Origin of the sequence: uncultured Thiodictyon sp. (genome assembly GCF_903946935.1) — a bacterium.
Classification (GTDB): Bacteria; Pseudomonadota; Gammaproteobacteria; order Chromatiales; family Chromatiaceae; genus Thiodictyon.
This window is the reverse complement of sequence record NZ_CAJAXH010000015.1, coordinates 56,041-67,822: the sequence shown is the minus strand read 5'-3', so window position 1 is coordinate 67,822 and position 11,782 is coordinate 56,041. Positions and strand designations below refer to the sequence as shown.

General features: G+C 62.4%; 12 protein-coding genes. All 12 read left to right on the top strand.

The genetic code is table 11. The features are described 5' to 3' along the window. Positions 1-234: 234 nt before the first annotated feature. Complete coding sequence (locus tag QZX93_RS01705) at positions 235-531, top strand: antibiotic biosynthesis monooxygenase (RefSeq protein WP_295390116.1); 297 nt, start codon at positions 235-237, stop codon at positions 529-531. Between the two features lies 1 nt (position 532). Beyond that, the gene (locus QZX93_RS01700) at positions 533-1,738 is read left to right on the top strand and encodes an iron-containing alcohol dehydrogenase (RefSeq protein WP_295390115.1); all 1,206 of its coding nucleotides are present in this window, start codon (positions 533-535) and stop codon (positions 1,736-1,738) included. Positions 1,739-1,817: 79 nt separating this feature from the next. Further along, the gene (locus QZX93_RS01695) at positions 1,818-3,716 is read left to right on the top strand and encodes a V-type ATPase 116kDa subunit family protein (protein WP_295390113.1); all 1,899 of its coding nucleotides are present in this window, start codon (positions 1,818-1,820) and stop codon (positions 3,714-3,716) included. A gap of 31 nt (positions 3,717-3,747) precedes the next feature. Beyond that, positions 3,748-4,143, top strand: coding sequence for a clan AA aspartic protease (locus tag QZX93_RS01690; RefSeq protein ID WP_295390111.1), 396 nt, complete (start codon positions 3,748-3,750; stop codon positions 4,141-4,143). 298 nt (positions 4,144-4,441) lie between these two features. Then, positions 4,442-4,894 carry an ATP synthase subunit C gene (locus QZX93_RS01685; RefSeq protein WP_295390109.1) on the top strand — a complete coding sequence of 151 codons (453 nt, stop codon included), beginning with the start codon at positions 4,442-4,444 and terminating at the stop codon, positions 4,892-4,894. A 13-nt stretch (positions 4,895-4,907) separates the two neighbouring features. Then, positions 4,908-5,267: a V-type ATP synthase subunit F gene (locus tag QZX93_RS01680; protein ID WP_295390107.1), complete on the top strand. Its 360-nt coding sequence runs from the start codon at positions 4,908-4,910 to the stop codon at positions 5,265-5,267. Next, complete coding sequence (locus QZX93_RS01675) at positions 5,264-5,905, top strand: V-type ATP synthase subunit E family protein (RefSeq protein ID WP_295390105.1); 642 nt, start codon at positions 5,264-5,266, stop codon at positions 5,903-5,905. The genes QZX93_RS01680 and QZX93_RS01675 overlap by 4 nt, the downstream gene beginning before the upstream one ends. 4 nt (positions 5,906-5,909) lie before the next feature. Further along, a complete protein-coding gene (locus QZX93_RS01670) occupies positions 5,910-7,715 on the top strand; it encodes a V-type ATP synthase subunit A (RefSeq protein WP_295390104.1) in 1,806 nt (601 codons plus the stop codon). Positions 7,716-8,191: 476 nt separating this feature from the next. Continuing rightward, the gene (locus QZX93_RS01665; RefSeq protein WP_295390102.1) at positions 8,192-9,052 is read left to right on the top strand and encodes a PD-(D/E)XK nuclease family protein; all 861 of its coding nucleotides are present in this window, start codon (positions 8,192-8,194) and stop codon (positions 9,050-9,052) included. Next, on the top strand, positions 9,049-9,663 hold the full coding sequence (locus tag QZX93_RS01660; protein ID WP_295390101.1) for a hypothetical protein: 615 nt from the start codon (positions 9,049-9,051) through the stop codon (positions 9,661-9,663). The genes QZX93_RS01665 and QZX93_RS01660 overlap by 4 nt, the downstream gene beginning before the upstream one ends. Next, a complete protein-coding gene (locus tag QZX93_RS01655; RefSeq protein ID WP_295390099.1) occupies positions 9,660-10,145 on the top strand; it encodes a type II toxin-antitoxin system VapC family toxin in 486 nt (161 codons plus the stop codon). The genes QZX93_RS01660 and QZX93_RS01655 overlap by 4 nt, the downstream gene beginning before the upstream one ends. A gap of 256 nt (positions 10,146-10,401) precedes the next feature. Then, on the top strand, positions 10,402-11,781 hold the full coding sequence (locus QZX93_RS01650) for a V-type ATP synthase subunit B (protein ID WP_295390097.1): 1,380 nt from the start codon (positions 10,402-10,404) through the stop codon (positions 11,779-11,781). The last annotated feature ends 1 nt before the right edge of the window (position 11,782 follow it).

Below are 11,782 nucleotides of genomic sequence, written 5' to 3'. Positions count from 1 at the left end.
GACGACCTTTGCCAGAAAATCAAAAACTTCATCGACTATTTCAACAAGACAATGGCCAAACCATTCCGCTGGACCTACCAAGGCAAGCCGTTGGCAGCCTAGCTTGACATGGTCCGAGCACTTTCATCCTGCGGTACTAGCCTCAACCGGGACGGGCCGGTACGGGCGCAAGCCCGACATTCTCGATTTTACGCAGTCCTCGAGCAACAACTCACGATTTTTCCGGGATCACCCATGCATGTCACACTCGTCCAGGTCCATGTGAAGCACGATCACATTGAGGCCTTCATCGCCGCCAGCCGCGCCAACCATGAGGCCTCGGTGCAGGAGCCGGGCAACCGGCGCTTCGATGTACTCCAGGACCCGGCTGATGCCGGCCATTTCATCCTCTATGAGGCCTACGCCTCAGTGGAGGCGGCCGCCGCGCACAAACAGACGGCACATTATGCCCAATGGCGCGATACTGTCGCAGAAATGATGGCGCAGCCGCGCCAGGGCCTACCCATGACCGGGCTGTTTCCCCGAGGTTGACATGATTGCACCCTTCTCCATCGCCCGCCTGCCGCGTATCGAATTCGGTACCGGTGCGATCGCCCGACTACCAGGTCTCGCCGCCGGTTTTGGTCGGCGCTTGCTGATCGTGACCGGCGGCCAGTCATTTACCGCCAGCCCGCAGTGGCAGACGCTGCGCCGGGCATTGGATGAGGCACAATTTGCGCACGCCATGGTGCGCATTGCGGGCGAGCCCTCACCGGATGAAATCGACACCATCGTGCGTGAGCGGCAGGGGCATGCATGCGACCTGGTCATCGGCATCGGCGGCGGTAGCGTGCTGGACGCGGCCAAGGCCATCGCCGGTCTGCTGCGACCAGGCAATACGGTGATGGATCATCTGGAAGGCGTCGGCCCGGAGCTCCCGTATCGCGGGCCCACCACGCCATTCATCGCCGTGCCCACCACGGCCGGCACCGGCTCGGAGGCAACCAAGAACGCGGTGCTCACCCGTCATGGTCCTGATGGCTTCAAGAAGTCATTCCGCGACGACACCTTGATGGCCGAATATGCCATCATCGATCCGGAGCTACTGGCGAGTTGTCCGCCGGCCCTGATTGCGGCCAACGGGATGGACGCCTGCACCCAGTTGTTGGAGGCCTATTGCTCGTCCCGCGCCAATCCAATCGCCGACGCACTGGCATTGGCTGGGCTCCAGGCGGTGCGAGAGGGTCTGTTGGCCTGGTATGACGGTGGCGAGGGCGCCGCCGCCGGGCGCGAACGGATGGCCCTAGCGGCCCTGCTCTCCGGCATCTGTCTCGCCCAAACCGGACTCGGCTCGGTCCATGGGCTGGCCCAACCGCTGGGCGCATTCTTCCCCATCGCGCACGGGGTGGTGTGCGGCACCCTGGTGGCGGCGGCCACCCAGGTGAATATCGAGGCCATGCAGGCGCGGACCCCGGATCATCCGGCGCTCGGGCGCTACGCCCGCGTCGGGCGCCTACTCGGCGGCGATCCGCACGCCAAGGAGCCGGCCGCCCAGGCGCTGTTGCTGCACACATTGCGAGAATGGACGCGGCGCCTGAACCTGCCATTGCTCGCCGACCTGGGGGTCGCGGAGGCCGATTTTGCGCGGATCGTGGCGAACGCACGCGGTTCCAGCATGAAGACCAACCCAGTGGCGTTAACGGATGCCGAGATCGAACGGATTCTGCGGCTGCGCCTTGGCGGCCCGGGGGTACACTGACGCGACCGGCGATGACTGGCGACCGACCGCCAAAATCGGGGTATATTAGCCAGTCCTGGTTTTCCTGGGAGTCAAGCCAATGCTGCGGCCACGCCTCATGAAGCATGTGCGCCTGCTGGTCCTCACGCAGGACCTGCCCCAGGCGTCGCTGGCCTTGGCACAGACCGAGAACTTTCACCCCGACACCCGCCCCCCGGCGGCGTCCGCGCTGGTCGGCCTGCCGGCCCGCGACTATCGCGAGACCTACCAGCAGGCCCATTCCCGCCTGGAGAAGATCGCCAAGCTGATCCCCCTGGAGGAATACCCGGCGCTCGCGCAGGTACGGGTCGTGCCCCACCAGGAACTCTCCGACCTCAACGACTGGCTGGGTCCGATCTGGCAGGAGGCCTCGCGCTATGAGGAGGAGCTTAGACGCCTGGACGACCAGGACCGCCTGATCCGAGAGCAGCAGGCCGCCCTGGTCAACTTCGAGCATCTCGACATCGACCTGAAGATGCTGCGCAACAAGACCCGGTTTCTCGATTTCTATGTCGGCATCGTCCCGCGCGAGAATCTACGCCGACTCGAGGGCGCGGTGGGTCTGGCCGGTCACCTGCTGCATGTCTATATGGAACGCGGGGAACAGTGCCATGTGGTCATCGTCGGCCCCACCGGGGAGCGGGAGACCCAACTGACGGCGGTGCTCGGTGCCGCCGGCTTCCAGCCCTTGGCCATCCCGGCCGAACTGGACCAGGAGCCCGAGCAGCTGCGTCAGACCCTGGAGACCCGCAAGGCCCAGGTGCAGTCCGACCGGCAGGCGCTGCACGGGCGTCTGCGCGCGTGGTCCGACCCCATGGGCGGGACGCTGCTGACGGCGCGTCGCACCCTGCGGCTGGCAGAACCCCTGGTCACCCTGGACCCCTCGATCCGCAGTTCCGGCCACCTGGCCCACCTGGCCGGCTGGGTGCCGGCGCGCGCCGTCGACGCACTGGGCGAGCGCCTGAGGCACTCGCTCACCCTGCCCTTCGAGCTCAAGGCGCGCGACCCGCTACCGGCGGAGCGCGCACTGGTGCCGACCGTGGCGGTCAAGAGTTGGCTGCTCACACCCTTCGCCCTCCTGGTCAAACAATACGGTATCCCGGCATACGGCGAGGTGGACCCCACACCCTGGTTCGCCGTCACCTATCTGGCGATGTTCGGGGCCATGTTCGGCGATGTCGGCCAGGGCGCCGCGATCGCGGCGCTCGCCTGGACCTTTCGCACCCGACTGGGCCAGTTGTGGCGATTCGGGCTGCTGGCGGGGCTCTCCTCGGTCGCCTTTGGCCTGCTCTATGGCAGTGTGTTTGGCTATGAGCAGGTCCTGCCGGCCCTGTGGATGAGCCCCATTCACGACCCGATCCTGATGCTCGAACTCGCCCTGGGCTATGGCGTGGCCTTTCTCACCATGGCCTGTCTGCTCGCCATCTACAATCGGCTCGCGATCGGCAACCGCTGGGGGGCGGTGTTCGGACCCCATGGTATGGTGAATCTGCTGTTCTATCTGGCACTGATGTGGGGCGGACTGAACGTGGCGCGCGGCGGAGCATTCGGCATCACGCCGCTACTGCTGGTGGTTGGGGCACTGGCGGCACTGGCGTGGTTTGCCTGGCGGCACCTGGAGGCCCCCCTGGGCGAAAAGGTCCTGGTGGTCTTGATCGAGACCCTGGAGACCGTCATCGGCTATATCTCCAATACGCTCTCATTCCTGCGTGTGGCGGCCTTCAGTCTCAATCATGTGGCACTGTCCATTGCGGTATTCACGCTGGCCGGGATGGTGGGTGACTTCGGTCACGTAATCACCGTAATCCTGGGGAATGTGTTTGTGCTGGTGTTGGAGGGCGGTATCGTGATGATCCAGGTGATCCGCCTCCAATATTACGAAGGGTTTTCGCGCTACTTCTCCGGGGCGGGGCATGAGTTTGCCCCCCTGCGGCTGCGGCGGGGACCGGCGGCGCCCTGAACTTTGCATGCCGACCGGAACGAGGAATATCATGGGTCACGTATTCGCCGACATCGAGTTGAGCAACCCGCGCCAGCCGGATATGACCGCGATCCGGGCCACGGCCCTGGCCGACACCGGCGCACTCATGCTGTGCATCCCCGAGCACCTGGCACTGCAACTGGGGCTCGAAACGGAGTCAGAGCGGGAGGTCTCGGTCGCGGATGGGCGTCGGCGCAAGGTCCCTTATGTCGGCCCGATCAAGGTCGCCTTCGGGGGCCGCTTCTGCTACGTCGGGGCCTTGGTCCTCGGGGATGAGGTACTCCTCGGCGCGGTACCGATGGAGGATATGGACCTCGTGGTCGCGCCCGGTCGGCGGGAGATCACTGTCGACCCACAAAGCCCGAATATCCCCCATGCACGGGTCAAGGCCGCTCTACGACCATGAATCCAATCATCCAAAAAGCGCAGTTAAGCCGCAAATGAACGCGAAAGACGCAAATAAGATCAGATCACTTACCTCAGCCAAGTCATCACCCCGGGGGCGCCCTGGCGACTTGACTCAGGCGCTTGATTATTTGCGTTAATATGCGTTTATTTGCGGACGAAACGCTCTTATTGGATTTAATTTTGTTCCGCCGGCTCGGCTCGCCTGCCGGGTGGGCGGGCAGCTTCAACAATCAACAAACAACCTTTTTTTATTTACATTAATTTGCGGCCAACGACTAACACACCCGGAGCACCCCATGTACTGGTTCGTCGCACTCCTCACCCTCGCCATCATCGGCCTGATCCTCGTCGGCATCCTGCTGGAGCTGCGCCCGCACTTGAGCACGCGGTGGCGCCCCTGGTATCGGCCCGCGCTGGGGACCCAACTGGTCGTCTTCGTCACGGCCCAACTCGGGCTGCTGCTGCTCGGCATCAACGACGCCCTAGCCGCCCCCGAAACCGTGGCGGTCGCCGGCGGCCTTGCAGAGTTCTCAGTAGGACGCGGGCTCGCGGTCATCGGCGCGGGCATCCCCACCGCCCTGTCCACCATCGGTGCCGGCATCGCGGTGGGCCCGATCGGCGCCGCATCGCTGGCCGCCATCACCGAGAAGCCGGAGAACATGGGCCGCACCCTGATCTATCTCGGACTGGCCGAGGGCATCGCCATCTACGGTCTGGTCATCTCGATCCTCTTGCTCAACAAGATCTGACGCCCGCCCTGTCATGACCACCGAACACGAAGCGCCCCACACGACCCGGATGCTGTTCTTGGGCGAGGCGAGCCTGGCGGACGGCTTCCGGCTGATCGGTTTCGAGACTATCGCGGATCCGACTCCCGAGGCCGCCGATCAGGTCTTTCGCGACCTCTCACGCAACCGGGAGAAGGCCTTCGTGATCGTGGACGACCGGATCATACGTGCTGACTGTCCGAACCTGCGCCAGGTGCGCCGCGAGGGCGGGCGGATCGTGGTGATCTCGGTCCCGCCGTTGAACGCCCCGACCGTCCTGGCCAGCGAGGTCGCGGATCGACTGACCGCCCTGTTCGGGGCCGGCACGTCCGGCCACCCCGGAGGTCCGACATGAATCAGGTAGAGGAACTGGAACAGGCAATCCTCGCCCGGGCGCAGCGCCTGGCGGCCGAATTCCACGAACGCGCCAACCGCGGGCGCGACAACATCCTGCGGGAGGCCGCGGAACGGCTGCGCCTGCGCGAGTCACGCGAAGAGGCCAGCGCCCGCGCCCAGGCCGAGCGCACCTTCCGCCAGCGGGTACAGGCGAACGAATTGAAGATGCAAAGCCAACTCGACTTGTTGCGCTGGAATCTGGTGCAGGACGTGGAGGGCCGCCTGCAAGAGCGGATGCGTGCCTTCATGCAGGACGAGACGGTCTATATCCACTGGCTACTGGCCATCATCGCGGAGGCGGCCAGTCAGATCGAGCGCGACACCCTGCAGGTCACCGCCAACGCGCGCGACCACCAGCGCCTGTTCGCCCGCTGGGACAGTGTGCTGGAGCGCCTGCCCAAGGGACAGACCGCAACACTGGCCGAGGCCCGCATCGACACCCTGGGCGGCTGTCTGCTGTTGAGCGCGGACGGACGCATTCGGGTCGACCAAACCTTCGAGGGCCGACTGGCGCGGCTGCGCGCGCGCATCCAGCAGGTGATTCTGGAAGGCCTGCTGCCCGGCGGACTCGACACCGCCAGCCTCTTCGGTGGATAGGACCATGACAGAACCCAGCAGAATCGGTGTCATCCGTGATGTGAACGGACCCATCGTCACCATCGAACTGCCCGGCGCCCGCAATGGCGAGCAGGTCAAGATCGGCAAACTGGGGCTGTTCGGTGAGGTGATCTCGCTGGCCGGCACACGCGCGGTGGTCCAGACCTACGAATCCACCGACGGGGTCCGCCCCGGCGAGGGCTGCGTGGGCCTGGGATTCCCGCTCTCGGTCGAGCTTGGCCCCGGACTCATGGGCGGGATCTTCGATGGGGTGCAGCGCCCGCTGGAGAAGATCGCCTTGCAGTCCGGCGACTATATCCGCCGCGGCATCCAAGTGCCGGCGCTGGATCGCACCCGCCGCTGGACCTTCGTGCCCAATGCAGGCTTGGAACCCGGGGCCAAGATCGGGGCCGGCATGGTACTTGGCACGGTGCAGGAAACCCTCTCGGTGGAGCACCGCATCCTGGTACCGCCTGGCATCGCGGGTGAATTGGTGGACATCGCGCCAGCCGGCGACTATGACATCGAGTCGCCGATCGCCCGCGTACACACGCCCAAGGGCCAGAGCGTCAAGCTCAACATGCTCCAGCGCTGGCCGGTGCGCAAACCCCGCCCCTATCTGCGACGCGACGACGGCATCTCGCCGCTGATCACCGGGCAGCGGGTCATCGACTCATTCTTCCCCCAGCTCAAGGGCGGCAAGGGCGCCGTCCCCGGCCCCTTCGGCGCGGGCAAGACCGTGGTGCAGCAGCAGATCGCTCGCTGGTCCAACGCCGATATCGTCATCTATGTCGGCTGCGGCGAACGCGGCAATGAGCTGGTCGACGTGCTGGAGAGCTTCCCGCAACTCACCGACCCCTACTCCGGGCGCAAGTTGATGGAGCGCACCCTGCTGGTCGCCAATACCTCCAACATGCCGGTGGTGGCGCGCGAGGCCTCCATCTATGTCGGCATGACCATGGCCGAGTATTACCGCGACATGGGCTACGACGTGGTGATGCTGGCCGACTCCACCAGCCGCTGGGCCGAGGCGCTGCGCGAGGTTTCGGGTCGGCTGGGACAGATGCCGGTCGAGGAGGGTTATCCGGCCTATCTGGCCTCGCGACTGGCGGCGGTCTATGAGCGCGCCGGGCGGGTCGAAACCTTTGGCGCCGGCTCCGGGTCGGTCACCCTGATCGGTGCAGTCTCCCCCCCGGGCGGGGACTTCTCCGAGCCGGTCACCAGCCACACCAAGGACATCATCGAAACCTTCTGGGCGCTGTCGAAGGAATTGGCGGACGCCCGACACTACCCGAGCATCGACTGGGTGACCAGCTTCTCCAGCCATGTTCACACCGCCGCCCAGTGGTGGCACCAGCAGGTCGATCCGAATTGGGAGCGGCGACGCACCGCCGCCCTCGCCCTGCTGGCCCGCGACGCGGAACTCTCACGCATCGTCAACCTGGTCGGCCCCGAGGCCCTGTCCGACGCCCAGCGCTGGGAACTGGAGGGCGCCTCATTGGTGAAGGAAGGCGTATTGCAGCAGAGCGCGCTGGATGAGGTCGACACCTTCTGCTCGCCGCAGAAGCAATTCGCCCTACTCGATCTGGTCATTACCATCTACCGCGACGGCGCGGCCCTGATCGAATTGGGGGTGCCAGTCGCCGAACTCCAGAACCTGCCGCTCCTGGCCAAGATGCGCCGCCTCAAGTCGCTCTATAGCAGCGAGCAGATGGACCAGATCCAGGCATTTCGGACGGAGGTCGCCAGCGCCTTCGATGAGATTCGCGGCGAGTATGCCAGGCAGGGCGATACCGCCCCGTCATCGTGACAGCACTGCGGAGACTGTGAAGGTATTGGTTACGTGGTCGTCGTAGCCCGGATGGAGCGCAGCGGAATCCGGGTGCGGCCTCGCGGGTAACCGAAAGATCAATGGCCTACCGCAGAACCCTGGATTCCGCTGCGCTCAATCCAGGCTACGGGAAACCGTGCCGCGGAATTCTTGCCCAGTCTCTGCGGCAACCTGATAATATTTCGCCCAACGCCCAGAAATCCAGGCACACCGGGCGTTTCCTGGCCCTCGCCCTGAAAAACTCGGAGGCACCCGATGTCTATGGTACCCACCGCCGAACTCTTGCACTTGGTCTACCACGCAGCCACGGTTATCCCAACTCCGATCACTCGCATCATCTGGCTCACCGACGCGCGTAAGCTTCAGGACGGGCTCAGGCGTACTCAAAGACAAGCGAGGCAGTGTCGAACATGGCAACATTCTTAGCCGATTTGGAAAGGTCGTATGAGCTTGTGATGAATCCACCGACGAGCGATGGGGCGACTAAATTCTTAGATGACCTGCGTCGGGTTTACGCCTGCATTTCGGCGCCACCATTTGAATTTGATCATCGGGGCTTGGATGCGTTATTTCGCAAAATGCGGAATCACTGCAAGATCTCCCTGAAAGAGAGAATCGAAGAACTCAGCGAACAAGACCCTGATAACCCTTGCTTTGGACACGTCAGCCTTTTTGGATCGATGGATCTTGGACGATGGGAGACCGCGCATACCAATTTCTTGGCGTGGCTTTTTGACCCTAATCAACCTCACGGATTCGGGAGCAGCATCATAGCCGCCGTGTTAAATGGACTTGACGATGACAATGCGGATTTCAACCAAGAAGGCATCCGTGTAATAAATAGCTGTTCTGAGCATTATGTATCGGACGCAGAAACCTCCGGCAGGATTGACGTGTGGGTTGAGGGGAGGATTGCTGTCTCGAAAATCCCTTGGCTCTTAGTCATCGAAGCGAAAATCGAGGCCAGCCTAGGAGATGGCCAACTCAAGAAATATGATTCAAGAATTACTCAATGGAAAACCGGGAAGCCAAACGCCCGCGTATTTAAACTGCTCTTGACTCACGACCTTAATTCTGACGATTACGCCGACAGATCCGGTTGGAAAATCTGGGACTATCAGAAACTGGTTTCCATAATTTGGTCATCTGGCAGACATCACGTCGATGCCCCAGGATACCACCTTCTCCGGTATTACTTGACAGGGGTTCTATCCGATGTCATCGGCTGGAAACTCCCATTGACCCAAGACACTGAAGATCCTTACAATGCGCTGATTTATTCGTCTGCATTGATGGGGGAAAGAGGCCACAAATGAAACTCGGACCCTCCCTAACGTTCTATGCCAGGTATCCACAGGAGCTAGACGCCCTTTGCGTCGATGAACCAAATTATAAAGAACTTATTCCCGAAATCAAAGGCAAGCGGCTAAATCAAGTCGCGGAAATGGTTATCGCCATTATTAATCAGTCCGCAACAGACTGCAAACGCTTCTTAGACGCAGGAATGAGCGAAATAGAGAACAACTTTACTGGCAAATGCAAATTCCTGCGAGTCAATAAGCGTTCTGGTTGGGGGGCCGCTGGATATCTCGGCAGACTCAGAGAAGAGCCAGCACCGAGCCGTGCGAAGTATGGACTTTCAGTGTACCCAGTCAGCAACAGGCTTGTCGTGTGCGGATGGTTATGGGTAAGAGGGGGGCGCAGCAAAGAAGAGGAATTACGGGCAATTACGGGGGGCGACGGCAAGACCGCTAGATCAATGGGCTGGTCAAGTAGCGGAGATGTTTGCCTTTATGAATTTGCTATCGAACCTAACGACGATGAATTGGATCTTGATATCGAACCAATTCTTAAGAAAACCTTTGAGCCTTTTGCCGTACTTACAGCCAAGCAAATCGATGCCGTCCTTAAGCTAGCAGATCGATGAAAACGGTGTATATCGAAACATCTATCGTCAGCTATCTGCGGTCTCGCCCGAGCGCACAGGTCGTTACGGTCGCGCGCCAGGTACTGACATGCCGGTGGTGGGACCGTGAGCGCGGCAGCTACCAACTCATCACCTCTCAGTATGTTCTCGATGAAGCCGCACAAGGCAACGAAGAACTCGCCGCAGATCGGTTGGCTAACCTGCAAGGCATCCCACTCTTGGACCTTCCCGCAGAAATCCCCGAACTCGCGAATCGATTGCTTTCCAGCGCGGTGCTACCGCCAAACGCCCGACTGGATGCCCTGCACATTTGCGCTTCTGCGTTTCATGGCCTTGACTACTTGCTGACCTGGAACTGCTCGCACATTGCCAATGCCAGGCTCTTGCCGCGAGTTCGCGATGTACTTCAAGACTTGGGCTACCCGCTGCCAACCGTTTGTACTCCTGAGGAGATGCTGGACGATGAAGAAGACATTGAATGAATCGTCGGCGGACACGATCATTTCCGAATTGCACCGCATTCGCGAGAACATCGTCGACTCCTTCGGCGGAGACCTACGACAATTGACGGAGGATGCGCGACACCGTCAGGAGGCGTCTGGGAAACGAATCTGGCGTCGCACCGAACCGCCGCATCCGGACCATAGGCTAGCCCAACCCAGCCGCTAACCCCACACCGCCTGCAACTCCAGGGCGGAGTCTGCCCCCTGGCAGCGCATCTCAACGAGTGAACGGACCATGAGCATCAAAGAATACCGGACGGCGACCCAGGCCCGCGGCGGACTGCTGGTGGTCAGGGACGCCCCGGGGATCGCCTTCGGCGACCGGGTGCGGATCGAGGACCACAGCGGCGGCGTGCGCAATGGGCAGGTGATCCGCAGCGCCGACGCCGAGGTGTTGATTTTGGTCTTTGAGGGCACCGACGACCTGGATCTCGACCACACCTGGGTGCGCTTCCTGGACGAACCGGTAGAGATCGCCCTGTCGCCCGAACTGCTGGGACGGGAGTTCAACGGCCTGGGCGAGCCACGCGACGGACGCCCGCCGATCCTCGCCAATCTGCGTCGGCCGGTCGCCGGGTCCGCCATCAACCCAGCCGCCCGCACCTACCCGCGCGAATTCATCCAGACCGGCATCTCGACCATCGATGGGCTCAACAGCCTGGTGCGCGGCCAGAAGCTGCCGATCTTCTCCGGCTCCGGGCTGCCCCATAACCGGCTCGCCGCCCAGATCGTGCGCCAGGCCAAGCTCAAGGACGAGGACACCAGCTTCTCCATCGTCTTCGCCGCCATGGGGGTGTCCTATGCCGACGCCCGCTTCTTCCGGGATGAGTTCGCCAGCTCCGGCGTGCTGCGCAATGTCGTCATGTTCATCAACCTGGCGGACGACCCACCGGTGGAGCGACTGACCCTGCCGCGCACCGCACTCACCGCCGCCGAATACCTGGCCTATGACCTGGACCGCCACGTACTGGTGGTGATGACCGACATGACCTATTATGCCGAGGCCCTGCGTGAGGTCGCCACCGCCAAGGGCGACGTACCTGCACGCAAGGGCTATCCCGGCTATCTCTATTCGGATCTCGCCGAGATCTATGAGCGCTGCGGACGCATCCATGAACGCCACGGTTCAATCACCATGATGCCGGTGGTTTCCATGCCCTCGGATGACATCACCCACCCCATTCCGGACCTCACCGGTTATATCACCGAGGGCCAGATCGTACTCTCGCGCGAACTGCACAACCAGGGCATCTATCCCCCGGTGCATTGCTCACCAAGCCTCTCGCGCCTGATGAAGGACGGCATCGGCAAGGACGACACCCGCGAGGATCATCCACGGGTCGCCGGGCAGATCTATGCCCTCTATGCGCGCGCCCAGGAAACCCGCAACCTGGCATCCATCATCGGCGCGGATGAACTCTCCGAGCGCGACCGCCGCTTCCTTGCCTTCGCCGACGCCTTCGACCAGCGCTTTGTCGGCCAGGGCGAATCCGAGGAGCGCTCAATCGACGCGACCCTGAACCTCGCCTGGGAGCTGATGAGCGCCTTCCCGCGCGACAGCCTCACGCGCATGAATGAAACTGACCTGGCGAAGTACTATACTGGGACAGATTGAG